This window comes from Pseudomonas aestuarii (assembly GCF_027988105.1).
Classification (GTDB): Bacteria; Pseudomonadota; Gammaproteobacteria; order Pseudomonadales; family Pseudomonadaceae; genus Aquipseudomonas; species Aquipseudomonas aestuarii.
On the sequence record NZ_JAQJZJ010000005.1, the window covers coordinates 68,489 to 93,861 of the forward strand.

A 25,373-nucleotide genomic window follows, 5' to 3' on the forward strand; every position below is an offset into this window, starting at 1 on the left:
CTGTACATGAGCATTTTGAGGCTGAATTCAACGCGGCATAGCCGAGCGCAGTAGTTTTTCAACGGCCTGCTAGACTGGCCCCGCCCACTGCCTATAGGAAGCCGCCGTGACCTCCAGCCTGTTCTGGTACGACTACGAAACCACCGGTATCGATCCGCGCCGCGACCGGCCGCTGCAAGTCGCCGGGATTCGCACCGACGAAGACCTCAATGAAATCGGCGAGCCGCTGAACATCTACTGCCAGCCCAGCGACGACATCCTGCCGCATCCGGCTGCCTGCCTGATAACCGGCATCACACCCAGTCAGTTGGCGGACAAAGGTTTGAGCGAGGCCGAATTCATGGCCCGCGTGCATGCCGAGATGGTGCAACCGGGCACCTGTAGCGTGGGCTACAACAGCTTGCGCTTCGATGATGAAGTGACCCGCTACAGCCTGTACCGCAATTTCTTCGACCCCTATGCCCGCGAGTGGCAAGGGGGCAACAGCCGCTGGGACCTGATCGACCTGGTGCGCGCGGCCTATGCCTTGCGCCCGGATGGCATTGTCTGGCCGCAGGAAGAAGGCCGCGTCAGCCTCAAGTTGGAGCGCCTGACCGCGGCCAACGGTATCGAACATGGCCAGGCCCATGACGCCCTGGCCGATGTGCGGGCAACCATCGCGCTGGCTCGGCTGATTCGCAGTAAACAGCCCAAGCTGTACAACTACCTCTATCAACTGCGCAGCAAGCAACGGGTACTCGACCAGATTCGTTTGTTACAGCCCCTGGTGCATATTTCCGGGCGCTTTGCCGGTACGCGACATTACCTGGGGTTGGTGTTGCCGCTGGCCTGGCATCCGCGTAATCGCAATGCGCTTATCGTTTGCGACTTGCACGCCGATCCGGCGCCATTGCTCGAGGAGGATGGCGAGTCTTTGCGTCGGCGCCTATATACCCGGCGCGAGCAACTGGGCGAGGGCGAGTTGCCGGTACCCTTGAAGTTAGTGCACATCAACCGTTGTCCGGTGCTGGCGCCGCTGAATGTACTGCGTGACGAAGATATTCAGCGTTTGCAGTTGGACACGAGCGCGCCCCTGTTGCACGCCGATCAATTGGTGGCGGCTCAAGGGCAGTGGCGGGACAAGCTCGCGCTGATATATGGCGAAGAAGCTTTTGCGCCCAGCGAGGATCCCGAGCAACAGCTATATGAGGGTTTTATCGGTGATCGCGACCGGCGTTTATGCGAGCGCGTGCGCAGTGCCGAGCCCGCGCAGTTGGCCCAGAATGCCTGGCCGTTCGATGATGCACGCTTACCTGAATTATTATTTCGTTATCGCGCGCGCAACTTTCCCGCCAGCCTGGACGCCGCAGAACAGCAGCGCTGGGTGATGTTTTGTCAGCAGCGGTTAACCCAGGCCGAGTGCGGCGCGCCTAATACCTTGGCGAATTTTGAGGTGACGCTCGATGAAATATTCGCCCAGGCCACGCCCAAGCAACGGACGGTACTGACTGAGTGGCGTGACTATGCGCAGCAGTTGCGCCTTCGTTATGCCCTTTAAATGGGGGCAGGCTTCAGCTGCTATATAGCAGGGGGCTGTCGTCGGTCGATTCTGTCGGTTGCCTCGCCGTCTGGCCTACGCGGCCTGATCCACCCCTGGGTTTGCCATCAACATAAATAATTTTCAGAACAAAAAAACGCCAGCAAGGCTGGCGTTTTTTATGCGCTGAAATCGATGGCTCAAGCGGCGGGCTTAATCCAGCAGGGTGGCCCAGCTTTCAACAACATCGCTGCCCCACTTGGCTTTCCACTCTTTCAGAGTCTTGTGGTTGCCACCTTTGGTTTCGATCACTTCACCGGTGTTCGGGTTCTTGTACTGCTTAACTTTGCGAGCACGCTTGACCCCGGTGGTCTTGGCGCCGGCGCGCGGTGCCTTGCTGATTTTGGCGTCCGGGTCGAGCATGGCAATGATGTCACGCAGGGACTTCTGATATTCGCCCATCAGCGTGCGCAGTTTGCCTTCGAACTCCAGTTCTTTTTTCAGTTTGTCGTCTTGCGACATATTTTTCAGGCGTTCTTGGAGCTCTTTGATGGCTTCTTCTGTGGCGCGGTATTCGTTGATCAGCGACATGCGGCTTACCTTGATCTGAGTAGGTGGTTACTAAGTGTCAGTAATAATAGTCAGGCACTTTTGACAAGTAAACCGCTTTGCAAGAATTTGCCATGTTTTATCAAACAAAGTTTCAAATGTGCTGGCGCGTAACTCAATTAGTCCGCCAGCCAGTGTTTGCCCATTGCCCCTCAAGGTCCGCGCCAGGCCACGGACTTCAACTACATCCCATAACCGCTCGCTGTCACCTCGAGGTGGTTCGGTTGTCCAGCAGGTCCCGCCCTGGCTGGATTTCAGGATTACTGCAGTTTTTTCGCACTGTGGCTAGAATGACCGACTTTGCGATTTCTCTGGAGTGTCCCATGCGTACTTTTCGGCTGGTCATAGCCTGTCCGGACCGCGTTGGTATCGTGGCCAAGGTCAGTAACTTTCTGGCCACCTACAACGGCTGGATCACCGAGGCGAGTCATCACTCGGATAACCACAGCGGTTGGTTCTTCATGCGCCATGAGATTCGTGCCGATTCCTTGCCGTTCGACTTGCCAGGGTTTCATCAAGCCTTTGCACCCATCGCCCGTGAGTTTTCCATGGAGTGGCGGGTCACCGATTCGGCACAGAAAAAACGCGTGGTGTTGATGGCCAGTCGCGAGTCGCATTGCCTGGCTGACTTGCTGCACCGTTGGCACAGCGATGAATTGGACTGCGATATCGCCTGTGTGATTTCCAACCATGACGAATTACGCAGCATGGTCGAGTGGCACGGCATTCCCTATTTTCATGTGCCGGTCGAGCCACAGAACAAACAGTTGGCCTTCGATGAAGTGGAGCGACTGGTCAACGCGCATGCCGCCGACGTCATAGTGCTGGCGCGTTATATGCAGATTCTCCCGGCGCAACTGTGTCGTGACTTCACCCAGCGGGTGATCAATATCCACCACAGCTTTCTGCCGTCGTTCGTCGGTGCCAAGCCTTATCACCAGGCTTCGTTACGTGGCGTCAAGCTGATCGGGGCGACTTCGCACTATGTGACCGAGGAGTTGGATGCAGGCCCTATTATCGAACAGGATGTGGTGCGCGTCAGTCACCGCGAGAGCATCGAAGAAATGGTTCGTCTGGGTAAGGATGTGGAAAAAATGGTGTTGTCCCGTGGGCTACGCTATCACTTAGAAGATCGTGTATTGGTTCACGATAACAAGACGGTAGTGTTCGACTGATTGCCTTGTCGTGCATTGACCATGTGCAGGCTGAAGGAGTTCGCTAATGCTCAAATCGATTAAGGTGCGCGATTACATGACTCGCCATCTGGTGACGTTTCGGTCTGACACCGATCTGTTCACCGCCATTAACAGGCTGTTGGAGCATCGCATTGCTGGCGCCCCGGTGGTTGACTCCCAGGGACATCTGATTGGCCTGTTATCCGAGGGCGATTGCCTGCGTGGCATCCTCTCGGGGGCTTACTACGAAGCGATCGGGGGGGTGGTCAGTTCCTATATGAATACCGAGATTGAAACCATTTCTCCAGAAACCGACATTATCGAGGTCTCCGAGCGCTTTTTGCGCGGTCGCCTGGGGCGCATCCCGGTGGTAGAGGGCGGGCGTCTGGTTGGGCAGATCAGTCGCAGCGATGTGCTGCGCGCGGTCAAGGAGTTCGCCCAGCACGATCAGGGTAAAGTCCGCACGCAATGAGGTTGTCAGGCGCCAGCGGGATCGGGCTGGTCCTGATCCCGCTTGGCGCTGAGGTATCAGGCCGCAGGCAAGTCGAACAGCAGTGCTTCGCCCTGACCCTGCAGGTTGAAGGGGCCGGATTCGCGCACTTGCAGGCCATCGCCAGCGGCCAGATGTACGCCTGGGCCATTCAGCTGGCCCGTCAGTAGCTGCAGGTAGAGCCAGCGGCCTGGGGCCAGCACATAGTCGAGCGGGCCACCCTGCCAGCGGTAGAGGGTCATGTCCTGGGCGACCTGTAGGCTGCCATCGGCGCCGTCCGGGGTGGCAATGACTTGCAGGCCTTCCTGCGTGGCAAAGGCGCGCTGCTGATAGCCCGGCGTCAAGCCGCGTTGCGCCGGCTCTATCCAAATTTGCATGAAGTGCACCGGCTCGCTCGCCGAGGCATTGAACTCGCTGTGGCGGATACCGGAGCCGGCGCGCATCAGCTGGAATTCCCCGGCCTGGATTTTTTCACGGGTGCCCAGCGAATCCTGGTGCGCCAGGGTGCCTTGGCGAACATAGCTGATGATTTCCATGTCCCGGTGCCCGTGCGTGGCAAACCCGGCAGCGGCCACGACCTGATCTTCGTTGATCACCCGCAGGTGCGAGAAACCCTGAAAGCGTGGGTCGTAATAATTGCCGAAGGAAAAACTGTGGTAACTGTTCAGCCAGCTCAGTTGCGAATGGCCGCGTTCGGCAGCGGGGCGGACCTGGTGCATGATCACCTCGGGGAAGTGGGTCGAGGTGGTCATTGTGGGAAATGGAAGGATCGATAAAAAGCGTAAATTTGCGCTGATATTGATCGAATTAAATGATGCATTTGGCGCTGATGCGAGCGCTCACGGAGAAGCACCCCATGCAAGACCCCCTCGACCGCGCCGCTTCGCAGCCACCACCGACCCTGGGTGAGGGCTGCGTCAGGCGTTATGACCCGGATGCCTTGAGCCCGCAGAGCGGTACTGAATTTGCCGATGCCGCCGAGTTGTGGCGCAAGCTGCAGGAGCAGGCTGGCGAGCAGCCGCAACCAGCGCATCGGGACATAAAAAAAGGCGCCGAATAGGCGCCCCCTTGCTGCCGACGATTTCAGATGCGGAAACTGTCGACCAGCAACTTCAGGCGTGAGGCCTGTTGTTCCAAGTCGCCGCAGGCGCGCAGAGTGGACTGCAGGTTTTCCACGCCATCCTGGTTGAGGGTGTTGATCTCGGTGATGTCCATGTTCAGCGACTCGATCACCGAGGTCTGCTCCTCGGTGGCGGTGGCCACCGACTGGTTCATGCCGTCAATCTCGCCGATGCGCAGGGTCACGCTGCTCAGGCGCTCGCCGGCCTGGTTGGCAATCAGCACGCTTTCTTCGCTGTAGCGTTGGCTCTCGGTCATGGTGGTGACCGACTCGCGCGAGCCGACCTGCAGTTCTTCGATCATCTTCTCGATTTCCTGCGCCGACTCCTGGGTGCGGTGCGCCAGGTTGCGCACCTCGTCGGCGACCACGGCAAACCCGCGACCCGCCTCACCGGCCCGGGCCGCCTCGATGGCGGCGTTGAGCGCGAGCAGGTTGGTTTGCTGGGAGATGCTCTTGATTACTTCGAGAATCTGCCCGATGTTCACCGTCTTGCCGTTGAGTGTTTCGATGTGGCCACAAGAGGTGCGGATCTTGCCGGACAATTGATTCATCGCCAGGATAGTTTTTTCCACCACTTGGCGACCATCTTCGGCCTGCTCCCGCGCATCGGAGGCCTGGGTCGAGGCGTCCGCGGCGTTGCGCGCGATTTCCTGGGCGGCTGCGCCCAACTCGTTGATGGCGGCGGCCACGCTGTTGGTGCGGCTGGCCTGTTCGTCGGAGTTGATCATCGAGGAGTTGGAGGCGTTGACCACCAATTTGGCTACCTCGTTGACCTGGTGGGTGGCCGAGGACACTTCGCGGATCGAACCGTGAATCCGCTCGACAAACTGGTTGAAGGCTTTGCCCAGGGCGCCGAACTCGTCGTTGGACTGGATATCTATACGTTTGGTCAGGTCACCGTCGCCCTGGGCGATGTCCTGCATGGTTTTACCCATCACGGTCAGCGGTTGCATCAGCAGGCGGATCAGCATGCTCAACAGGAGGATGATCAGCACCACCGCGACCAGCGTGGCGACTATGGCCGAGGCGCGGAAGTCACTGAGCGCCGCATAGGCCTTGTCCTTGTCGATGGACAGGCCGACGTACCAGGTGACCGAGGGCAGGCCCTTGACCGGGGCGAAGGTGAGGATGCGGGTCTGGCCATTCGCGGCCGCCTCGCTGAGTTCGCTGCCAATGCGCGGGGTGTTCTCGGGGAAGACATCGCCGAGGCTTTTCATCACCAGGCTCTTGTCCGGGTGAACCAGAATCTTGCCGTCGGCGCTGACCAGAAAGGCATAACCCAGGCCGTCGAATTCCAGCGAGTTGATGATGTCGACCAGGGTATTCAGGCTCAGGTCGCCGCCGACTACGCCGGCAGGTTTGGCCGGCGTGGCGATGGTGATGATCAGCTGGCCGGTGGCGGCATCCACGTAGGGTTCGGTGAGGGTGGTGGTGCCGGCAGCCATGGCATCCTTGTACCAGGGGCGGCTACGCGGGTCGTAGTCGTCCGGCATCTTCTCGTCCGGGCGCATGGTGAAAGCGCCGTCTGCGCTGCCCAGGTAACTGAAGGCGAAGGACGAGGTCATGGCTTGCTGCTCGAGCAGGCCGGCGACCTGCTCGGGCTCGCTGTTCCTGGCAATCGACTGGGCGGCGCTTTCCACCAGCAGGATGCGCCCCGACAGCCAGTTCTGGATATTGCTGGCGGTTACGTTGCCCATTTCCTGCATGTAGTTTTCCAGATCTGCGCGGATCGCCTTGCGTTGCAGGTAGTCGTTGTACAGGGTGAACAGGGAGAAGGCGGCGATTACCACCAGCGAGGCGGCCAGAAGAATCTTGTGGCTGAATTTCAAATTATTATTCATGGCTTCTTGCGTCCGGTAAGGTCTGGAACCAGTCTTGGGCAGGTGCACGGCACAGGCAGCGCCGGTAAATCGGCGTCAGCAATTATGTCGGCATGGCGGGAGCAAAGCTTTAACTCAGGGGACATATAGATGCCTGCAGCAACCCAGTTGGTTCTTGGCGCCGATCGCGGTGGTCAACCCGTCGGCCAGCTTTTGCGTCTGGCCAATCGCCATGGCCTGGTGGCCGGGGCGACCGGCACCGGCAAGACGGTGACCCTGCAGCGCCTGGTGGAGGAATTCAGCGATGCCGGTGTGGCGGTGTTCGCCGCGGATGTGAAGGGCGACCTGTGCGGGCTCGGTGCCGCCGGGGCGCCGCAGGGCAAGGTGGCCGAACGCATCGCCAGCATGCCCTGGCTCGAACATCGGCCGACGGCCTACCCGGTTACCTTATGGGATATCCATGGCCAGAGCGGTCATCCGCTGCGTACCACCCTCAGCGAGATGGGGCCGCTGTTGCTCGGTGCTCTGCTGGAGTTGACCGACAGCCAGCAGGCCGCCCTCTATGCGGCGTTCAAGGTGGCGGACCGCGAAGGGCTGCTGTTGCTCGACCTGAAAGACCTCAAAGCCCTGCTGGCCTACCTGAAGAGCAATCCGGCGGTGCTCGGCGATGACGCTGCACTGTTCACCACGGCTTCTGCCCAGGCCCTGTTGCGCCGGCTGTCGAGCCTCGAGCAGCAAGGCGCCGAAGCTTTGTTCGGCGAGCCGGCGCTGCAACTGGAGGATATTCTGCAGCCCGATCGCGACGGTCGCGGGCGCATTCATCTGCTCGACGCCAGCCGCCTGGTGCATGAGGCACCGAAGGTCTACGCGACCTTCCTGCTGTGGCTGCTGGCCGAGTTGTTCGAGCAGTTGCCGGAACGCGGCGATGCCGACAAGCCGCTGCTGGCGCTGTTCTTCGATGAGGCGCACCTGCTGTTCGCCGATACCCCGAAAGCCCTGCAGGAGCGGCTGGAGCAGGTAGTGCGGTTGATTCGCTCGAAAGGTGTCGGCGTCTACTTCGTCACCCAATCGCCCAGTGACCTGCCCGATGACGTGCTGGCTCAACTCGGTCTGCGCATTCAGCACGGCTTGCGCGCCTTCACCACCCGGGAGCAGAAATCCCTGCGCGCAGTGGCGGATGGTTTTCGCCCCAATCCCTCGATCGATACCCTGGCAACCCTGACCGAACTGGGTATCGGCGAGGCCCTGGTCGGCACCCTGGAAGACAAGGGCACGCCGGCCATGGTCCGGCGTGTGGCCATTGCACCGCCACAGTCGCGCATCGGCCCGTTGAACGAGGGCGAGCGCGCGGCCTTGATTCGCCAGTCGCCGCTGGCCGGGCGCTACGACAAGCCGATCGACCGCGAGTCGGCCTACGAACTGCTCACCGCCCGCATCGCACAAGCCAGTGTCGAGGCAGCGGCGCAGCAGCAAAGCAAGGCGAGTCCCGCAGGCGGAATCGGTGACCTGCTGGGTGGCCTGGCCGGCCAGGTGATGAAGAGCGCCGTCCGCCAAGCCGCCAATCAGCTTGGTCGGCAGTTGGTGCGCGGTCTGCTGGGCTCATTGCTGGGCAGCAAGCGGCGATAACGTCATGCCGTCAATAACCGCGGTTATCGAGCGATACTCCTGCAGCGCCGTGCTGCAGGGGTTCGTCAGCCACTGTGCTCGTCGGGTTTGGCTTGCAGGTCTTTCTCGATCTTCTCGATTTCTTTTTCAAATGCTTGATCAAGAAGGTTGGCCTTCTTGCGCCAGGGCTTGCGCTCGGGATCCGGTTGAGCGGCGTAAGTAATGATTTCTCCGCCTTGTACATCCATGTAACGCTGCGCCTGGCGCTCGAGTTCGGCGCGCAGTTCGTCTTTCGTCACGTGATTTTCCATGGTGTTGAACAAGTAGTGTGATAACAGCGTAGGGCAATGGCCCTACTGCTGCGGTGATCACTCTAGTGACTGTGGCAATGGCAGATACAGCTGTCGGACAGGCCTGAATTGATCTGCCAGAGGCTGAGTACTCTCTTGAAACAACCACCTGAATTGATTAAGCAGTTGCTCTCTGAAGTTATCCGTTGCGTGCAGTTGAATACAATTATGGTCAATGTCATTTAAAAGTCTAGGGGGTTAACTCGTACCGGGGAGGTGGGTGAGCAATAACAATTTCGTCTGACTGTGTATAAGACGGTTCCGTTCAATGGCGGCTCGCTAGAGCGTCGGGCGGGTGATGGGCATCTTCAGGGTGGGTGAGCGGTTCTAAAGAACAAGTTCTGTTCGATTGGACAATAAATAGAGCAAGTAATGTGTGCTATCGCCGCAACAATCAGCGTTGCTGACCGCCATCATTCCTGAATGATCTGGCATTCACCGTTATCACCGCTGCCGTATGGGTAAGTGGCAGCCTGCTCGAAGTTCCAGGCTGGTCCTGCCTTGGTGATACGCCGCTGGAAAAGTCATAAGGTCGTTATCGCACACGGCCGATGCGCGACCAGGGGTGTCATCGTACAACTGCTGGGATATGATGGCAGCCTAGCCGTCAGCCGAGAACTCTTTCCGATATGGACACTCAGAACAGCCCACCGCGCGTGCGCAGAAAGCATCGCAGCCTGGCCCAGGAATTGGTCACCGAGTTGTCCCAGCGGATTCGCGACGGCGAGATCAAACGCGGCGACAAGTTGCCGACCGAGTCGGCGATCATGGAAGAGCAGGGCGTCAGTCGCACTGTGGTGCGCGAGGCCTTGTCACGCTTGCAGGCGGCGGGCCTGGTGGAGACCCGCCACGGCATCGGCACCTTCGTGTTGGACACGCCGAGCCCCAGCGGTTTTCGCATCGACCCGGCGACCATCGTCACCCTGCGCGATGTGTTGGCAATTCTCGAATTGCGCATCAGCCTCGAGGTCGAGTCGGCGGGGCTGGCCGCGCAACGGCGCAGTGCCGAGCAACTGACGGCCATGCGCGAGGCCCTGGATGCCTTGAGCCAGAGTGCCACGCGCTCCGGCGATGCAGTGGCTTCCGACTTCCAGTTTCACCTGCTGATCGCCGAGGCCACCGGCAACCGCTACTTCACCGACATCATGAGCCACCTGGGCACCAGCATCATTCCGCGCACCCGCCTGAATTCGGCGCGGATCGCCCAGGACGACCAGGAACACTACATGGCGCGCCTGAGCCGCGAGCACGAGCAGATCTTCGAGGCCATCGCCCGCCAGGACTCCGATGCAGCCCGTGCGGCCATGCGCCTGCACCTGACCAACAGCCGCGAACGCCTGCGTCAGGCCCATGAGGCGGCGGAAGCGCAGGCCCTGCACGGTTGATGGTGGCGATGGTTCAAGGCGTACCTGCTACCGTCTTCGGTGGGGGATGGTTGCCAATTGATCACTTGGCGCGGTTCGTCGTCGAGTTCATCGAACAACTCGATCTGAGCGAGCTGGCCGGGGTTCGGCCGCGCACCATCCTGCCGTGCTCCTGGGGCTTCTGATCTACGGCTGTGCCAATAGCGTGTACTCCAGTTGCAAGATCGAGTGCGCTGCCTACGACTCGGTGGCGTTTCGCTATGTGGCGGCCAGCACTCATTCCGCTCACGACACCCTGGCCACGTTCCGCCGGGGTTGCCCGCAACAGCTCTAATCCTTGTTCGTCCAGGTGCTGATGCTGGCGCACGAGATGGAGCTGTGACCCTGTCGCCGTGCCCGATGGCATGGATGTGCCGGGAGATTTCCCAGCGTGAAGATCGGCTCAGCGCAGTCACCCAGGCCAAGGCGAAGATCGAGCCGCGTGCGGCTGAATGGCAAGCCATCGAGCAGCAGGAGTTCGATGCCAAGACGGCCAAGCGCGAAGTGGCTCCCACGCTAGCGCATAGCTAACTTGCCCGCCGAGTTAGGTGGGGTGAAAAGCCTGATTGCGGACAACGGGTTCTTCAGCCAGGCCAACGTGAGCGCCTGCGGCGAAGCCTGTGTGGTGGGCGATGTAACTCGGCCGAAAAGTACGCCCCGAGCGTGTGCCTAAACCGCCGTTCAGGCACACGGACGGGGCGCTTGAGCTCGTGTCAGTTAGCTAGGCGGCTTAGACGGGGCGGCCTGGGCAACACAACCCAGCCCGCTCTGTCATTCGCCCTGAGCGGCGCCGCCGGACGCGGTAGTCGCTCAGGTCAACGACCTGCACAACGGGGAGCAATGGCCGCCCTGGGCCAAGCGCGAGCCGGCCATGTGCAGGGACTACCAGGGGCCGGTGGCTGGAGTCGGCGCAGTCTAGCGCTGGCATGGTAATCAGGACGTCGGTGAGGGCAGCAGCACCATCATCGAAAGCCGGCCGTGCACCTGGTCATGGACAAACTGTGCGGCGGCGATTTCGAACTGGGCCTGGCGCAACTCAAGGCAGTCGCCGAAGCGCCAGGTACCTAGGCAGTAGAGCAGCGCTGCCGGATCAGGCTCAGCAGGAGAACCGCTCAGCCAGGTTCTGCGCCTTGAAATGCTCGACCAGGCAATCCACAAAGGCGCGGGTTTTCGCCGGCAGCAAGGTGTGCGCGGAGAAGTACACCGCTATATGCCCTGCATCCACATACCAATCTGGCAGCACCCGTAACAGGCTGCCCTGGTCCAGGTAGGGAAGGGCGTGCGGCAAACTGACCAGGGCGATGCCCAGGCCCATTTCCGCCGCGCGGCAGGCGGCATCCGGGTCGGTCATGGTCAGGCGTACCGGCAGCTCGATAGCCGCCTCTGCGTTGCTACGATTGCGTAGCGTCCAGGGCCGGACTCGTCCCGTCTGTGGCGAGCGAACCAGGATGCCGGTATGTTGCGTCAGGTCGCTCGGCACCGCCGCAAGCGGATGGGCATCCAGATAACCGGCAGAGGCCACCAGCACCCGGCGCGCCGGCGCCAACTTGCGCGCCACCACTCCGGGTGAGAGCTCCATCGCGCCGCTGATGGCGGCATCGAAGCCTTGCGCGATCAGGTCGACCGGGCTGTTATCGAAATGCCAATCGGGCGTTATCGCCGGATAGCGCTGCAGAAAGTCACCCAGCATCGGCACCACGTAATCGCGGCCAAAGGTCACGCCCATGCTGACCTTGAGTACCCCGGCGGGCTGCCCGGCGGCGCTGGCCAAATTGGCTACCGCGCGCTGAATGCTGCTCAGGCCGCCACGGACTTCGCGCAGAAAGCGTTCGCCGGCTTCGGTCAGGGTCAAGCTGCGGGTGCTGCGCTGAAACAGGCGCACCCCGAGGCCAGCCTCCAGTTTGGCCACGTTCTTGCCCACTGCGGCGGGCGTTATCCCCAGGCGGCGCGCGGCTTCGGCAAAACTACCGGCCTCGGCGCTGCGCACGAAACAGTCGAGTCCCGCGAGCGTTTCCATAGCGTCTCCATAAACCATTTGGATCGAGTGAATAGAGTGATTGATGGCTTATCGGTATGCAATCGGCGGTAGATACTCGTTTCATCCGGGCAAGTCGCCCGTTCAATCGGAGCAACGAGCATGTCGAGCATCACCACTCCCAGCAGTAACAATCTCACTGGCAAAGTCGCCCTGATCCAAGGCGGCTCGCGGGGCATCGGCGCCGCCATTGCCGAGCGCCTGGCCCACGAAGGTGCGGCTGTGGTCATCACCTATGTAAGCTCGGCGGACAAAGCCGCGGAGTTGGTACGAAACATCGAAGCGGCAGGCGGCCGTGCCCTGGCCGTCAAGGCCGACAGCGCCGACGCCGCTGCCGTACGCGGCGCGGTCAGCCAGACGCTGAGCCACTTCGGGCGTATCGACATCCTGGTGAACAATGCCGGTGTGCTGGCGATTGCGCCGATCGAAGAATTCAGCCTGGAAGATTTCGACCGCACCCTGGCCGTCAACGTACGCAGCGTGTTCGTTGCCAGTCAGGAAGCCGCGCGGCACATGACCGCCGGTGGCCGCATCATCACCATCGGCAGCACCAATGCCGAGCGCATGCCCTTTGCCGGGGGCAGTGTTTATGCCATGAGTAAATCGGCGATTGTCGGACTGACCCGCGGCATGGCGCGCGATCTAGGTCCGCGCGGCATCACCGTGAACAATGTGCAGCCGGGGCCGGTGGACACCGACATGAACCCGGAGAACAGTGAGTTCGCCGACAGTCTCAAGAGCCTGATGGCCGTTGGGCGCTACGGCCGCGCCGAAGAAATCGCCGCCTTCGTCGCCTACCTCGCCGGGCCTGAAGCGGGTTACGTCACCGGAGCCAGCCTGACCATCGACGGTGGCTTTGCCGCTTAAACCAGCGTAATCAAAAAGCCCCGTGGCGTTTCACCCGCGGGGCTTTTTCTCGTTTGGACGGGTGGCTGCTTTCAGGGCAGCTTGCTCAAAGCCTCGCAACTGATCGGATAACCCTGCGCGCAGGCGCTCTGGAACAGGCGTTTGGCCTGGCCGGGATCGCGCGGCACGCCCTGTTGGCCCTTGAGGTAGAGGTTGCCGAGAATATGCTGGGCCATCGGATTGCCGGCGGCGGCCGACTGGTTGAGGTACTTGAGCATGCTCTGCGGGTTGGCGAAGTCGGGATTGTCGCGGCCGGTATAGAGGTAGGCCAGGCTGACCGCCGCCATCGCATGGCCCTTATCGGCGGCCTGCTTCCACCAGTATTCGGCTAGCTTGAGGTCTTTCATCGGCTTGCCGACGAAGTAGAAACTGCCCAGCTGGAACTGACTCTCGAGGTCGCCGCTGTTGGCTTGGCTGCGCAGTCTTGCCAGGGTGGCCGCGGCGTCCTCAACCGGTGCGGCGCCGGCCACGGTTGATCCTGTCTGCGGTGAGCTGCTGGTGTTCGCTGGCTGGTTGGCGCAACCGCCTAGCAGGAGGAGTGCACAGGCCAGTGCCGGGAGTATCGTGCGAAGCCGTTGGTTAACGTTCATGCGTGGTCACTTCTTATAGAGAGTGGATGCGGGTGGCTGCACCCGTCTGTTCATGAACTGACAGCCTCGGCCTGCTGCCTATGGTCGCTCCGGTGTCTGCCGGTGCCACGTTGGGGGCCGGGGCGAAGCCCGACTGCTGCAGACTAGAAGACCCCGCCAGCGTCAGCAAGTTGCGCGGTACTGTGCTGCATCGCTATGCGGATTTCGAATCGGCACGCGGACGTGCCCAAGGCAGGCAATGCATATCTGTATGTCGCCTCTGGCGTTTCTTCCGGCGGGCAGACCTGCGATTCTTGCGGACACAGGTGCAGCGCACCATTCGGCCCGCGAGGTATCCATGAACATCAGCTGCAATTTCGACAGCGGTAATATCGAGGTGCTCGACGCCAGCAACCCGCAGCAGGTGCTGCTGGCCATGCGTCCCGATCTCAACAGCCATCACTTCCAGTGGTTCCACTTCAAGGTCGACGGCCTCACCCCGGGCCAGCGCTACGGTTTCAGCCTGACCAATGCGGGCGAGTCCGCCTACCGGGATGCCTGGACCGGCTACCACGCGGTCGCTTCCTACGACCAGCGCAACTGGTTCCGCGTGCCCAGCCGTTTCGAGGATGGCGCGCTCAACTTCGCCCTCGAACCCAGCGAGTCCCAGGTCTGGTTCGCCTACTTCGAGCCCTACAGCCGGGCGCGGCATGACTGGCTGATCGAGCAGGCGCTGAACCGGGCCGGCGCCGAACTGTTCGCCTGCGGCAAGAGCATCGAGGGCCGCGATATCCAGCTGCTGCGCGTCAGCCGCAACCCCCAGGCGCCGCGCAAGATCTGGATCATCGCCCAGCAACACCCCGGCGAGCACATGGCCGAATGGTTCATGGAGGGCGTGATCGAGCGTCTGCAGCAGCGCGACGACGCCGAACTCAATGCCCTGCTGCAACAGGCCGACCTCTACCTGGTACCGAACATGAATCCGGATGGCGCCGTCCGTGGCCACCTGCGCACCAATGCCGCCGGCAAGGATCTCAACCGTGCCTGGCAATCGGCCAGCGCGGCGGAAACCCCGGAGGTGCATTTCGTCCAGGAGCAGATGCGCAGGGTCGGCGTCGACCTGTTCCTCGACATCCACGGTGACGAGGAAATCCCCCACGTGTTCAGCGCCGGCTGTGCAGGCAACCCTGGCTTCAGTCCACGTCTGGAAACACTGGAGGAGGACTTCCGTAGCCGTCTGCTCAGTCTCGGTGCCGAATTCCAGACCACGTTCGGTTACACGCCCGATCAGTTCGGCCAGGCCAACACCAGCCTGGCCTGCAACGCCGTCGGCATGGAGTTCGATTGCCTGGCTTTCACCATCGAAATGCCGTTCAAGGACCACGACGACAACCCCAACCCGCATACCGGCTGGGACGGCAAGCGCTCGATGCAGTTGGGCAAGGATGTACTCAGTGTCGCGGCGGCGATGGTAGGGGCGTTGCGTTAGGCAAAGCCAGTCTTGTTGGCGTCCGGCTGGTGGGGAGGCCAGCCGGTTGTCTGCTTAGCCGGGTCAGAACCCAGTTGCGATGAGCGCGGCGACATACAGAGCCGTTGCCAGAAGGATGCCGCGGTAAGGCACGCTGAACCAGTAGCGTTTGCCGAGAAAGACGTAGCCACACAGCAGCACAAGCCCAACGCTCAAGAGGTAAGGCGAGGCAAACAATAGGCGGCCATGCACGAGAGCCAGGTAGGCATAGACCGAACCAAACAGAAGCGCACCGAAGCTATGGCTGGCATTGAAGCCAACCCAGGCCTTCCACATGCTGGTTTCGCGGCTGATCTTCGGTGCAATCTCATGCATGCGAGCCATCAGCGCCTCATCCCGCGGTTGCAAGGAGCTACCCGCGAAGGTGAACAGCAGATGCAGTGCGCCCAAGGCGAAGATAATCAGCGCGCTTGCAGTGAGCAGGCACTGGGCCAGGGTAAGAGCTATCGATGACAAGGCGAACTCCTCAAAGGTGGGGGTAAACGACACGCGGCCATCACCCTGCGGCTCAAGAAGCACAGTGCCGAGGGTGATCTGCTGGTTGTCGCGCTACTGGGCAGTTGCCGCCTCGGCCAGGTCACTCAGGGCTTTACCCATGTTCTCGATCACGGGGCACTGAACAGTGGCATGACGCTGGCCAAGGTAGGCCGGATCGTTGTAGCCAAGCCAGACCTGAGCGTTGGCGTCTTCCCAGAACAGTGCCTTTAGCGGCAGGTCGATTGCGACCGTTTGCGCGCACTCGATGAATGGCGTGCCAGCCTGTGGGCTGCCGAAGATGAGCAGCTCGGTTGGTCGCAGCGACTGGCCAACCTTCACCGCGCCGGCAGCGTGATCGATGCGCGCGAAAACGCTCAGGCCACGCTGCTTGGCGAGCGCCTCAAATTTGTCGGCGGTGGCTTTGACGGAATACGGGCTCTTGATTTGGATCAGGCCGTCTGCGGCTGCGCAGAGCGTTGAGATACTTGCGAACAGTATGGCGGCGACTACCGGCACAACTTTCATAAACGAGACTCCTTGGCGTTATCCATAGAGTGCAGTATGACGCTGGATCGGCCGTGGCTCGGGAAAATCGGCCGGGCGAGGATGCCTGTGCGTTTAGCGGTGGTGTTGAGCAGCGCCGAGGCTCGCCAGGTGTTGGCAGTACTCATGGGTCCGCTTTGGCTGGTTGGCAGTCTGCTGTATGGCTTGCGCATACGCTTGATGGGGGATGCGTTTGCCGATCAGGGACGTGGACGTTGTCCGCCAGCAAATGTTGATCGCGTCGCGGCGTGGTGCGCCACCCTCAATGGCCGTTGAGGGTGCGCTCCGGGTTCTGGGCAGGGATTATTCAGGCAAAGGTGGCGTCGCGCGTATTGACGTAAAGCGCATACAGCGAATGGCTGCCAGCCATAAACAGGCGGTTGCCTTTAGTGCCGCCGAAACACAGATTCGCGCATCGTTCGGGCAACTTGATGTGACCTATGGCCTTGCCTTGGGGATCAAAAATCATCACCCCGTCGAGGTTCTCCGGCTTGGCCGCCGCAGCGCCGCTGCTGCCCCAGCCGCACCACAGGTTGCCGTCTTCGTCGCACTTGATGCCGTCGATCGCGCCGTATTCCAGGGCTTCGATATGTTTGCGCCGTTCACCCAGGGTGCCGTCATCATTGACCTTGTAAGCCCAGATCAGCCGATTCGGCTTGGCCCGACCTTCGACCACATACAGGACTTTTTCGTCAGGTGAGAAACACAAGCCGTTGGGGCCTGAAATCGTATCGACGACACGGGTGACTTTGCCGCTGTTGCCATCAATGCGATACACCGCATCGGGTAGGGCGGGGACCACTTTATGGCCTTCGTAATAATTTCCGGTTTGGAACGGGGGGTCGGTAAACCAGATCGAACCGTCGCGCTTGACCACCACATCGTTGGGCGAGTTGAAGCGCTTGCCGTCATAGCGATCGGCCAGGACCGTGATGCTTCCGTCATATTCGGTGCGGGTGACCCGACGCCCCAGGTCGTTGGTGGTCGAGCCTTCGCAGCTAATCAATCGGCCTTGGCGATCACGGGTCAGGCCATTCGAGTGGTTCGAGGCATCCCGGAAGGTGCTCAAGGTGTCGCTGATTTCATCCCAGCGCATAATCCGGTTGTTGGGAATGTCACTGACCAGGAGATACCTGCCATCGCCAACCCAGACAGGGCCTTCGGCCCAGCGCATGCCCGTGGCAAGTCTCTCCACACTGGCGTTGAACAGGCGGTATTTGCTGAAACTCTCATCGAGAATCTCGACCAGTGCATCCGGGTAGCGTTGCGTCAGGGGTTCGGCATCAACCAGCCGGGGAAGGCCCAGGCTGCCAAGAGAGGCAACTCCGGCCGACACTACCAGTGATTTTTTCAGGAACTTGCGCCGGGAAGATTCTGCGTTGTGCTCTTCTGCTGGATGATTCTTGATTGTGCTCATTGAGTTTCTCCGGGGTCTTCAGAAAGAAAATTTTCCGAGTTTGTTCGTGCCCTATCAGGTTCTGCCGTCGGAAAAAAAGCCCGCCGCGGGGGCGGGCTGAAGGTGCCGTAACACATGGCGTAATCAGGTGCGGGTAGCGCCTTGAATCAGAGGATCGACAGCGGGTAGTTGATGATCAGGCGGTTCTCGTCGAAGTCGGCGTTGTTGTAGTCGCGGCGAATGCTCGCGTTGCGCCATTTCATTGAGAGGTTCTTGAAGGTGCCGCTCTGAATTACATAGGCCAGTTCGCTGTCGCGGCCCCATTCCTTGCCGTCGGTGGTGCTGCCAGCATGAATGTTGTCGCCGCTGGTGTAGCGGTTCATCAGGGTCAGCCCGGGAATGCCAACGCCAGAGAAGTTGAAGTCATAGCGCACTTGCCAGGAGCGTTCCTGGGCGTTGTCGAAGCTGGAGTTGAAGCCGTCGTTGGCCAGCATGCCGCCGCTGGTGCCGTTGACGCGGATCCACTTGTCGTCGCCGCTGAGTTTTTGCAGGCCGACATAGAAGGCATGGACGCCAGTCTTGGCGGAAAACAGGCCCGAGTAAGCTTTGTTATCCAGTTCGCCAGCCAGCTGGTTGCCGTCTTCGCTGCCGACGAAATAGCCGAGGTTGGCGCCCAGGGTCCAATCGCCCATCGGCTGGCTGTGTGTCAGTTGCAGGTACTGCTGGTTGTAGATGTCCTTCAGTTCGGCACTCCACAGGCCGACCAGGGTGCGATCCTGGTTGAAGCGGTATTCGCCGCCGACAAAGTTGAAGCGGTCGCTGGTAATGCTGGCGCGACCGTTCATTGCCATGTCTTCCATGCTGGCGTCATTGCGCAGGCTGGTAGCGCGCATTTGTCCGCCATAGAGAGTCAGGCCGGCGATTTCCTTGGCGGTGATTAACCCGCCCTGAAAGGTTTGCGGCAACGCACGGCCATCGTCACTGCGCAAGATCGGTAACGCCGGTGCTAATTCGCCGACTTTCAGCTCGGTCTTCGACAGCTTGGCTTTGGCAGCAATCGCCAGGCGGCCGAAGTTGTCCGCTGCTTGGCCGTCATCATGAATTGGCAACAACTGGGTGCCGTTGGTACCGCGACCGCTGTCCAGTTTGAATGCGCTCATGGCCAGGGCATCCAGACCGAAGCCTACGGTGCCTTCGGTATAGCCCGATTGGAGGTTGAGAATAAAGCTCTGGGCCCACTCTTCAGCCCTGCTTTGGGCGTTGCTCGAGTCGACGAAGTTGCGGTTGATGTAGTAGTTGCGCAGGTTGAGATCGACCTTGGTGTCTTCGACGAAGCCGGCGGCCTGGCTACTGAGCGGTAGGGCGAGGGCCATGCTGCCGGCACCGATCAGGGCCAGTGAGAGGGCGTTGCGTGCTGTCATTGTTGTTGTGCTCCCATTTTTGAACAAGCCGCTCCCTGGCTGGCCCTGATAGGTCAGCGTCGTACGAAGGGAGCGTGTGAGTTGCCCCGTACAGGGCGATAGGTGTGTCCACAGGGCACACCTCTGCGTCGGGCTTAGCCGTCGGCGAATTCGGTGGGTGTGTGCGGGTGTCGCCGGGGCACCCTGCTGGCGCGCAGCGAAGCGGGGCTGGCCGGGAGGGGCGAGAAGCGAGCCGATGCGGCGAGAGCAACGCCCTGGATGACAGGGGGGCGATGCTGAAATAGAGTGCCGTGCACTTATCCAGGGAGAGGCATATATGCAGCTGACGGCACCGATTCCCATCCTGCGCAGCTTCGATGAGGCCAAGGCGCGGGCCTTCTACTGCGAGTTTCTGGGGTTCAGCGAAGATTGGGCGCACCGCTTCGAGGCGGGCTTGCCGCTGTATGTGCAACTGTCCCGGGGCGACTGCGTGTTGCACCTGTCCGAACACCATGGCGATTGCTGCCCCGGTGCTGCGCTGCGCATCAGTGTCGATGATCTGGATGCCCTGCACGCCGAGCTGACGGCACGGGCCTGTGGCAATGCGCGGCCGGGTATCACCAACCAGCCCTGGGGGCGTGATATGGCGGTGACCGATCCGTTTGGCAATCGCCTGATTTTTACTGATATTCGTGCGGCTTAACCGCACGAATCGTGCTGCGCCAGCCGGGCGGCCGGCGCAGTCAGGCAATCGTCAGCCGCGGTAGTAGCGCTGCGGCACGAACGGGGTCTTGGCGACTTTCATGGCCACGCGCTTGCCGCGCACCATGGCCCAGACTGGAGTGTCGAGGGCGATGTGGCTGCTCTGCACATAACCCATGGCCACCGGGCCGCCCAGCGTCGGGCCGAAGCCGCCGCTGCACACCGAGCCGATCACGTTGCCGTCGGCATCGACGATTTCCGCGCCTTCGCGCACCGGTACGCGCTCCTGCGGCAGCAGGCCGACGCGCTTGCTGGCGACGCCGTCGCGCTGCTGGGCGAAGATCCGCTCGGCACCGGGGAAGCCGCCGGCACGCGCGCCATCGGCGCGGCGGACCTTGGAGATGGCCCACAGCAGGCTGGCCTCGATCGGCGTGGTGCTGGTGCTCATGTCGTGGCCGTACAGGCACAGGCCGGCTTCCAGGCGCAGCGAATCGCGCGCGCCGAGGCCGATGGCCGCGACTTCCGGCTCGGCCAGCAGGCTGCGGGCCAGGGCTTCGGCGTGATCGGCGGGGACCGAGATTTCGAAGCCGTCTTCGCCGGTGTAGCCGGAGCGGCTGACGAAGCAGTCGACGCCGAGCAGGCGCACCGGGGCGAACTGCATGAAGGTCATCTTGCTGACTTCCGGGGCCAGGCGCGCCAGCACGTCGACCGCTTGCGGGCCTTGCAGGGCGAGCAGGGCGCGGTCGAAGCAGGGCTCGATCTGGCACTGGCTGGCGATCTGCAGTTGCAGGTGCATCAGGTCCTGGTGCTTGCAGGCGGCGTTGACCACCAGGAACAGGGTGTCGTCGCCCAGGTTGGCGACCATCAGGTCGTCGAGAATGCAGCCCTGGTCATCGGTGAACATGGCGTAGCGCTGCATGCCCACTGGCAGGTCGATGATGTCGACCGGCACCAGGCTTTCCAGGGCTTTGGCCGCATTCGGGCCACGCAGGATGATCTGGCCCATGTGCGAGACGTCGAACAGCCCGGCTGCTTCGCGGGTGTGTTGGTGTTCCTTCATCACGCCGAGCGGGTATTGCACCGGCATGTCGTAGCCGGCGAAGGGCACCATGCGCGCGCCAAGTTCCAGATGCAGGGCGTGTAGCGGGGTTTTCGCCAGGGTTTCGCTGGTCATCGATTAGCTCCAGTTAGGTAGAGGGTCGTTGCAGGAACGGGCTTGCTGGCGATCAGCCATGAGGCGCATCGCGATGCAGGCTCGCGCCTAGAAATATGTGTATGCCGCACGAGCGGTCAGCATTCGATGATGTTCACCGCCAGGCCGCCGCGCGAGGTTTCCTTGTATTTGCTCTTCATGTCGGCGCCGGTCTGGCGCATGGTGCGGATCACCTTGTCGAGCGAGACGAAGTGCTGGCCGTCACCGCGCAGGGCCATGCGCGCGGCGTTGATTGCCTTCACCGAGCCCATGGCATTGCGTTCGATGCAGGGAACCTGAACCAGGCCGCCGATCGGGTCGCAGGTCAGGCCGAGGTTGTGTTCCATGCCGATTTCCGCGGCATTCTCCACCTGGTTGACGCTGCCGCCGAGCACTTCGCACAGGGCGCCGGCGGCCATCGAGCAGGCCACGCCGACTTCGCCCTGGCAGCCGACTTCGGCGCCGGAGATCGAGGCATTTTCCTTGTACAGAATACCGATGGCGGCGGCGGTCAGCAGGAAACGCACCACGCCGTCTTCGTTGGCGCCGTGAATGAAGCGCATGTAGTAGTGCAACACCGCCGGCACGATGCCGGCCGCGCCATTGGTCGGGGCGGTGACCACGCGGCCGCCGCTGGCGTTTTCCTCGTTCACCGCCAGGGCGTAGAGGTTGACCCAGTCGAGCACGCTCAGTGAGTCGCGCAGGGCGGCCTCCGGGTGCTGGCACAGTTGCCGGTGCAGGGCGGCGGCGCGGCGCCTGACCTTGAGGCCGCCGGGCATGATGCCTTCGTTGCGACAGCCGGCGGTGACGCAATCCTGCATCACTTGCCAGATTTGCAACAGGCGTGCGCGGGTCTCGGCTTCCGGGCGCCAGGCCGCTTCGTTGGCCAGCATCACCTGGCTGATCGACAGCTGGTGTTCGGCGCAGTGGGCGAGCAATTGCTTGCCGGTGGTGAAGGGGTAGGCCAGGACCGTCTGGTCTTCGACAATGCGGTCGGCGCCAGCGGCATCGTCATCGACCACAAAACCGCCGCCCACCGAATAGTACTCGCGCGCCCGGATCTGCAGGCCGGCGGTGTCGAAGGCGCGGAAGATCATGCCGTTGGGGTGGAACTCCAGCGGTTTGCGGATCATCGCCAGGTGTTCTTTCTCGACGAAGCGGATCGGTTTTTCGCCGAGCAATTGCAGTTCACCGGTTTTGCGCAGGGCTTCCAGGCGTCCGGGGATGCTGTCGATGTCGACGCTGTCCGGCTGCTCGCCTTGCAGACCGAGAATCACCGCCTTGTCGCTACCGTGGCCTTTGCCGGTGGCGCCGAGCGAGCCGTACAGCTCGACTCTTACCGATTCGGTGTTCGCCAGCAGGTCGTCGCGGCGCAAGCCTTCGGCGAAACGGGCGGCGGCGCGCATGGGCCCGACCGTGTGCGAGCTGGACGGGCCGATGCCGATTTTGAATAGATCGAAAACGCTGAGTGACATGTGGATCTCCAGCTTCTGGTCAGGTCGCGGTAAGACGTTTCTGCAGGAGCGGGGCCATGCCCGCGCTATGCCGTGATACTCGCGGGCATGGCACTTGGCGTCCGCCCCGCTCCTACAGTCGGTACTGAACCAGTGCGTTACTTATGCAGAGTAGACCGGGAAAGTCGCGCAAAGGTCGCTGACCTGACCACGAACCCGCTCGATCACTGCGGGGTTGTCCAGATCACCGAGGATGTCGCAGATCCAGCCGGCCAGTTCCTGGCACTCGCCTTCCTTGAAGCCGCGAGTGGTCACTGCCGGCGTGCCGATGCGCAGGCCGGAGGTGACGAACGGCGACTGCGGATCGTTCGGCACGGCGTTCTTGTTGACCGTGATATGCGCGGCGCCGAGGGCGGCGTCGGCGGCCTTGCCGGTCAGGCCCTGCTTGATCAGGCTGAGCAGGAACAGGTGGTTGTCGGTGCCGCCGGACACTACGTCATAGCCGCGGCCGATGAAGACTGCCGCCATGGCCTGAGCGTTCTTGATCACCTGCGCCTGGTAGTCCTTGAAGCCCGGCTCCAGGGCTTCCTTGAAACACACCGCCTTGCCGGCGATCACATGCATCAGCGGGCCGCCCTGGGCGCCGGGGAACACCGCGGAGTTGAGCTTCTTCTCGATCTCGGGATTGCTCTTGGCCAGGATCAGGCCGCCACGCGGACCGCGCAGGGTCTTGTGGGTGGTGGTGGTGACCACGTCGGCGTAGGGCAGCGGGTTGGGGTACAGGCCGGCGGCGACCAGACCGGCGACGTGGGCCATGTCGACGAACAGCAGGGCACCGACCTTGTCGGCGATGGCGCGGAAACGCGGGAAATCCAGGGTCTTGGAGTAGGCGGAGAAGCCGGCCACGATCATCTTCGGCTGGCACTCGACGGCCAGGCGCTCGACTTCGTCGTAATCGATCAGGCCATTGCCATCGATGCCATATTGCACGGCGTTGTACAGCTTGCCGGAAGAACTGACCTTAGCGCCATGGGTCAGGTGACCACCGTGGGCCAGGCTCATGCCGAGCAGGGTATCGCCAGCATTGAGCAGGGCCAGGTAGACCGCGCTGTTGGCGGATGAGCCGGAGTGCGGCTGGACGTTGGCGTAGTCGGCGCCGAACAGCTGCTTGGCCCGATCGATGGCCAGCTGCTCGACCACATCGACGTGCTCGCAGCCGCCGTAATAGCGTTTGCCCGGGTAGCCTTCGGCATACTTGTTGGTCAGGCCGGTGCCCTGGGCCTGCATCACCGCCGGGCTGGTGTAGTTTTCCGAGGCGATCAGCTCGATATGGTCTTCCTGGCGGCGCTCTTCTGCCGCTATGGCGTCGGCCAGGGCCGGGTCGTAGTTGTTCAGGTTCAGGCTTTTATGGAACATCGGGATCGGTCCTGTACTAAGGGCGCGACCGTCCAGCGGTCGCGTTGATAAGGGTATGGTTTACTTTTGTGCCGGGGCGTTGCCGGTCACACGGCCTTCGCGGGCGAAATATTCCTTGGTCAGCTTGACCACCACCGGGCTAAGCAGCAGCAGCGATAGCAGGTTGGGCAGTGCCATCAGGCCGTTGAGGGTGTCAGCGACCAGCCAGGCGAAGTCCAGCTGGGCGATGGCGCCGAACGGCACGGCCAGCACCCAGACGATGCGGAATGGCAGGATCGACTTGGTGCCGACTAAGTACTCCCAGCACTTCTCGCCGTAGTAGCTCCAGCCGAGGATGGTGGTGAAGGCGAAGACCACCAGGGCAATGCTGAGGATGGCGCCGCCGAAGCCGGGCATGGCCGACTCGAAGGCCGCCGCCGACAGGCCGGCACCGCTGGCACCGCTGGTCCAGGCGCCGGAGGCGATGATCGCCAGGCCGGTCAGGGTGCAGATGACCAGGGTATCGATAAAGGTCCCGAGCATGCCAATCAGGCCCGAGCGTACCGAGCTGTGGGTGGTGCCGGCGGCCTGGGCGATACCGGCGGTGCCGAGCCCCGCCTCGTTGGAGAAGATGCCACGCGCGACGCCGAAGCGAATCGCCGCCATTACTGCTGCACCGGCAAACCCACCGGTGGCAGCGGTTGGGCTGAAGGCATGGGTGAAGATCAGTTCGAAGGCACCCGGAATGGCGTCGACGTTAACGATTAAGACCACGATGGCGGCGGCGACATAGATCACGCACATGGCCGGCACTAGCGTCGCGGCTACTTTACCGATGCGCTTGATACCACCGAGGATCACCAGGCCGACGAAGACCATAGCCACCACGCCGGTAACCCAGGACGGTATGCCGAAGGTGTCCGTCAGGGCATGGGCCATGCTGTTGACCTGGACCATGTTGCCGATGCCGAAGCCGGCGAAACCGCCGAAGATGGCGAAGGCGGTACCGAGCCAGAGCCACTTCTTGCCCAGGCCATTTTTGATCGCATACATCGGTCCGCCGACGTGTTCCTTGCGCTCATCGGTCTCGCGGTAATGCACCGCCAGCACCACTTCACAGTATTTAGTGGCCATGCCAACCAGGGCCGTGCACCACATCCAGAACAGTGCACCGGGGCCGCCGAGGAAAATGGCGGTAGCGACGCCGGCGATATTACCGGTGCCGACGGTCGCGGCGAGACAGGTCATCAGCGCCTGGAACGGGCTGATTTCGCCGCTGCCTTCGTCGTCTTTCTTGCGCCCTTGCCACAACAGGCGAAAGCCCGCACCGATCTTCGCCAGAGGCATGAACTTGAGGCGCAGCATGAGGAACAGACCAGTGCCGAGGATCGCCACCAGCATAGGTGGACCCCAGACCAGGCCGTTGATTTGATTGGTTAGGTTGTTGATGAATTCCATGAATAGCACCTGTTTTTTATTGTATGGGCACGGGGGTGACCCGTACCGGATAAGGGCTTTGGCGGTTTGCTGCTATGGGGATATTCGGATCGTTAGTGGTTCACGCGTGGGCGCAATGAGGTTGTTGCAAGGAAGCGGTATGCATCATGGTTTTGCCGACACAAGAAACACGCCGCTCCCCTGCGAACACTTAGGCGGTCGCCGACAAGGCTCAGCGACCTTTATTCCTT

The 25,373-nt window shown here is 61.7% G+C and carries 23 protein-coding genes and 1 pseudogene; 10 read left to right on the top strand and 14 right to left on the bottom strand.

What is annotated here, in order from left to right; translation table 11 throughout:
- Positions 1 to 106 precede the first annotated feature (106 nt).
- A complete protein-coding gene (sbcB, locus tag PH586_RS12155) occupies positions 107 to 1,537 on the top strand; it encodes an exodeoxyribonuclease I (protein ID WP_271348026.1) in 1,431 nt (476 codons plus the stop codon).
- 192 nt (positions 1,538 to 1,729) lie between these two features.
- Here the strand turns inward: sbcB and mvaT are convergent, their stop codons facing one another.
- Complete coding sequence (gene mvaT / locus PH586_RS12160) at positions 1,730 to 2,107, bottom strand: histone-like nucleoid-structuring protein MvaT (RefSeq protein WP_271348027.1); 378 nt, start codon at positions 2,105 to 2,107, stop codon at positions 1,730 to 1,732.
- 341 nt (positions 2,108 to 2,448) lie between these two features.
- Here mvaT and purU point away from each other — a divergent pair, with 341 nt between their 5' ends.
- The gene (gene purU / locus PH586_RS12165) at positions 2,449 to 3,300 is read left to right on the top strand and encodes a formyltetrahydrofolate deformylase (protein ID WP_271348028.1); all 852 of its coding nucleotides are present in this window, start codon (positions 2,449 to 2,451) and stop codon (positions 3,298 to 3,300) included.
- A 46-nt stretch (positions 3,301 to 3,346) separates the two neighbouring features.
- On the top strand, positions 3,347 to 3,772 hold the full coding sequence (locus tag PH586_RS12170; RefSeq protein WP_271348029.1) for a CBS domain-containing protein: 426 nt from the start codon (positions 3,347 to 3,349) through the stop codon (positions 3,770 to 3,772).
- A gap of 56 nt (positions 3,773 to 3,828) precedes the next feature.
- Here PH586_RS12170 and PH586_RS12175 read toward each other — a convergent pair whose 3' ends face one another.
- Entirely contained in the window at positions 3,829 to 4,542 is a 714-nt protein-coding gene (locus PH586_RS12175) for a pirin family protein (protein ID WP_271348030.1), read from the bottom strand.
- Between the two features lie 104 nt (positions 4,543 to 4,646).
- On the opposite strand from PH586_RS12175, the gene PH586_RS12180 reads away from it, so the two are divergent.
- Positions 4,647 to 4,850 carry a hypothetical protein gene (locus PH586_RS12180; protein WP_271348031.1) on the top strand — a complete coding sequence of 68 codons (204 nt, stop codon included), beginning with the start codon at positions 4,647 to 4,649 and terminating at the stop codon, positions 4,848 to 4,850.
- A 23-nt stretch (positions 4,851 to 4,873) separates the two neighbouring features.
- Here the strand turns inward: PH586_RS12180 and PH586_RS12185 are convergent, their stop codons facing one another.
- On the bottom strand, positions 4,874 to 6,751 hold the full coding sequence (locus PH586_RS12185; RefSeq protein WP_271348032.1) for a methyl-accepting chemotaxis protein: 1,878 nt from the start codon (positions 6,749 to 6,751) through the stop codon (positions 4,874 to 4,876).
- A 129-nt stretch (positions 6,752 to 6,880) separates the two neighbouring features.
- Between PH586_RS12185 and PH586_RS12190 the strand changes: the two genes are divergently transcribed.
- Positions 6,881 to 8,356, top strand: a complete 1,476-nt coding sequence (locus PH586_RS12190; protein ID WP_271348033.1) for a helicase HerA-like domain-containing protein — start codon at positions 6,881 to 6,883, stop codon at positions 8,354 to 8,356.
- Positions 8,357 to 8,421: 65 nt separating this feature from the next.
- Here PH586_RS12190 and PH586_RS12195 read toward each other — a convergent pair whose 3' ends face one another.
- The gene (locus PH586_RS12195; protein ID WP_238042327.1) at positions 8,422 to 8,634 is read right to left on the bottom strand and encodes a hypothetical protein; all 213 of its coding nucleotides are present in this window, start codon (positions 8,632 to 8,634) and stop codon (positions 8,422 to 8,424) included.
- Between the two features lie 680 nt (positions 8,635 to 9,314).
- Between PH586_RS12195 and PH586_RS12200 the strand changes: the two genes are divergently transcribed.
- Entirely contained in the window at positions 9,315 to 10,070 is a 756-nt protein-coding gene (locus tag PH586_RS12200; protein ID WP_271348034.1) for a FadR/GntR family transcriptional regulator, read from the top strand.
- Between the two features lie 24 nt (positions 10,071 to 10,094).
- Positions 10,095 to 10,707: pseudogene (locus PH586_RS12205) on the top strand (transposase); the annotation flags it as partial.
- Between the two features lie 477 nt (positions 10,708 to 11,184).
- On the opposite strand, the gene PH586_RS12210 reads toward PH586_RS12205, so the two are convergent.
- Positions 11,185 to 12,105 (bottom strand): LysR family transcriptional regulator, encoded by a 921-nt coding sequence (locus PH586_RS12210; protein ID WP_271348035.1) that lies wholly within the window; start codon positions 12,103 to 12,105, stop codon positions 11,185 to 11,187.
- 120 nt (positions 12,106 to 12,225) lie between these two features.
- On the opposite strand from PH586_RS12210, the gene PH586_RS12215 reads away from it, so the two are divergent.
- Positions 12,226 to 12,990, top strand: a complete 765-nt coding sequence (locus PH586_RS12215) for a 3-oxoacyl-ACP reductase family protein (protein ID WP_271348036.1) — start codon at positions 12,226 to 12,228, stop codon at positions 12,988 to 12,990.
- 71 nt (positions 12,991 to 13,061) lie between these two features.
- Here PH586_RS12215 and PH586_RS12220 read toward each other — a convergent pair whose 3' ends face one another.
- Positions 13,062 to 13,499 (bottom strand): tetratricopeptide repeat protein, encoded by a 438-nt coding sequence (locus tag PH586_RS12220; protein WP_408636856.1) that lies wholly within the window; start codon positions 13,497 to 13,499, stop codon positions 13,062 to 13,064.
- A gap of 457 nt (positions 13,500 to 13,956) precedes the next feature.
- On the opposite strand from PH586_RS12220, the gene PH586_RS12225 reads away from it, so the two are divergent.
- Entirely contained in the window at positions 13,957 to 15,087 is a 1,131-nt protein-coding gene (locus PH586_RS12225; RefSeq protein WP_271348038.1) for a M14 family metallopeptidase, read from the top strand.
- 63 nt (positions 15,088 to 15,150) lie between these two features.
- Here PH586_RS12225 and PH586_RS12230 read toward each other — a convergent pair whose 3' ends face one another.
- The 4 genes from PH586_RS12230 to PH586_RS12245 form a co-directional block, all read right to left on the bottom strand.
- Positions 15,151 to 15,615, bottom strand: a complete 465-nt coding sequence (locus PH586_RS12230) for an LIC_13387 family protein (protein WP_271348039.1) — start codon at positions 15,613 to 15,615, stop codon at positions 15,151 to 15,153.
- A 60-nt stretch (positions 15,616 to 15,675) separates the two neighbouring features.
- The gene (locus PH586_RS12235) at positions 15,676 to 16,128 is read right to left on the bottom strand and encodes a DUF302 domain-containing protein (protein WP_271348040.1); all 453 of its coding nucleotides are present in this window, start codon (positions 16,126 to 16,128) and stop codon (positions 15,676 to 15,678) included.
- Positions 16,129 to 16,453: 325 nt separating this feature from the next.
- Positions 16,454 to 17,563, bottom strand: a complete 1,110-nt coding sequence (locus tag PH586_RS12240) for an SMP-30/gluconolactonase/LRE family protein (protein ID WP_271348041.1) — start codon at positions 17,561 to 17,563, stop codon at positions 16,454 to 16,456.
- A gap of 146 nt (positions 17,564 to 17,709) precedes the next feature.
- Positions 17,710 to 18,963, bottom strand: a complete 1,254-nt coding sequence (locus PH586_RS12245) for an OprD family porin (protein ID WP_271348042.1) — start codon at positions 18,961 to 18,963, stop codon at positions 17,710 to 17,712.
- A gap of 316 nt (positions 18,964 to 19,279) precedes the next feature.
- Between PH586_RS12245 and PH586_RS12250 the strand changes: the two genes are divergently transcribed.
- Complete coding sequence (locus PH586_RS12250; protein WP_271348043.1) at positions 19,280 to 19,645, top strand: glyoxalase superfamily protein; 366 nt, start codon at positions 19,280 to 19,282, stop codon at positions 19,643 to 19,645.
- 51 nt (positions 19,646 to 19,696) lie between these two features.
- Here the strand turns inward: PH586_RS12250 and gcvT are convergent, their stop codons facing one another.
- From gcvT to PH586_RS12270, 4 genes are all read right to left on the bottom strand, one after another.
- A complete protein-coding gene (gene gcvT / locus PH586_RS12255; protein WP_271348044.1) occupies positions 19,697 to 20,818 on the bottom strand; it encodes a glycine cleavage system aminomethyltransferase GcvT in 1,122 nt (373 codons plus the stop codon).
- Between the two features lie 116 nt (positions 20,819 to 20,934).
- Complete coding sequence (locus PH586_RS12260) at positions 20,935 to 22,311, bottom strand: L-serine ammonia-lyase (RefSeq protein ID WP_271348045.1); 1,377 nt, start codon at positions 22,309 to 22,311, stop codon at positions 20,935 to 20,937.
- 141 nt (positions 22,312 to 22,452) lie between these two features.
- On the bottom strand, positions 22,453 to 23,706 hold the full coding sequence (gene glyA, locus PH586_RS12265; RefSeq protein WP_271348046.1) for a serine hydroxymethyltransferase: 1,254 nt from the start codon (positions 23,704 to 23,706) through the stop codon (positions 22,453 to 22,455).
- 60 nt (positions 23,707 to 23,766) lie between these two features.
- Positions 23,767 to 25,143, bottom strand: a complete 1,377-nt coding sequence (locus PH586_RS12270; protein WP_271348047.1) for an alanine/glycine:cation symporter family protein — start codon at positions 25,141 to 25,143, stop codon at positions 23,767 to 23,769.
- Between the last annotated feature and the right edge of the window lie 230 nt (positions 25,144 to 25,373).

Coding starts and splice junctions, on each gene's coding strand:
- mvaT (WP_271348027.1), bottom strand. CDS start 2,107: ATGTCGCTGATCAACGAATACCGCGCCACAGAAGAAGCCATCAAAGAG.
- purU (WP_271348028.1), top strand. CDS start 2,449: ATGCGTACTTTTCGGCTGGTCATAGCCTGTCCGGACCGCGTTGGTATC.
- PH586_RS12170 (WP_271348029.1), top strand. CDS start 3,347: ATGCTCAAATCGATTAAGGTGCGCGATTACATGACTCGCCATCTGGTG.
- PH586_RS12175 (WP_271348030.1), bottom strand. CDS start 4,542: ATGACCACCTCGACCCACTTCCCCGAGGTGATCATGCACCAGGTCCGC.
- PH586_RS12180 (WP_271348031.1), top strand. CDS start 4,647: ATGCAAGACCCCCTCGACCGCGCCGCTTCGCAGCCACCACCGACCCTG.
- PH586_RS12185 (WP_271348032.1), bottom strand. CDS start 6,751: ATGAATAATAATTTGAAATTCAGCCACAAGATTCTTCTGGCCGCCTCG.
- PH586_RS12190 (WP_271348033.1), top strand. CDS start 6,881: ATGCCTGCAGCAACCCAGTTGGTTCTTGGCGCCGATCGCGGTGGTCAA.
- PH586_RS12200 (WP_271348034.1), top strand. CDS start 9,315: ATGGACACTCAGAACAGCCCACCGCGCGTGCGCAGAAAGCATCGCAGC.
- PH586_RS12210 (WP_271348035.1), bottom strand. CDS start 12,105: ATGGAAACGCTCGCGGGACTCGACTGTTTCGTGCGCAGCGCCGAGGCC.
- PH586_RS12215 (WP_271348036.1), top strand. CDS start 12,226: ATGTCGAGCATCACCACTCCCAGCAGTAACAATCTCACTGGCAAAGTC.
- PH586_RS12225 (WP_271348038.1), top strand. CDS start 13,957: ATGAACATCAGCTGCAATTTCGACAGCGGTAATATCGAGGTGCTCGAC.
- PH586_RS12235 (WP_271348040.1), bottom strand. CDS start 16,128: ATGAAAGTTGTGCCGGTAGTCGCCGCCATACTGTTCGCAAGTATCTCA.
- PH586_RS12240 (WP_271348041.1), bottom strand. CDS start 17,563: ATGAGCACAATCAAGAATCATCCAGCAGAAGAGCACAACGCAGAATCT.
- PH586_RS12245 (WP_271348042.1), bottom strand. CDS start 18,963: ATGACAGCACGCAACGCCCTCTCACTGGCCCTGATCGGTGCCGGCAGC.
- PH586_RS12250 (WP_271348043.1), top strand. CDS start 19,280: ATGCAGCTGACGGCACCGATTCCCATCCTGCGCAGCTTCGATGAGGCC.
- gcvT (WP_271348044.1), bottom strand. CDS start 20,818: ATGACCAGCGAAACCCTGGCGAAAACCCCGCTACACGCCCTGCATCTG.
- PH586_RS12260 (WP_271348045.1), bottom strand. CDS start 22,311: ATGTCACTCAGCGTTTTCGATCTATTCAAAATCGGCATCGGCCCGTCC.
- glyA (WP_271348046.1), bottom strand. CDS start 23,706: ATGTTCCATAAAAGCCTGAACCTGAACAACTACGACCCGGCCCTGGCC.
- PH586_RS12270 (WP_271348047.1), bottom strand. CDS start 25,143: ATGGAATTCATCAACAACCTAACCAATCAAATCAACGGCCTGGTCTGG.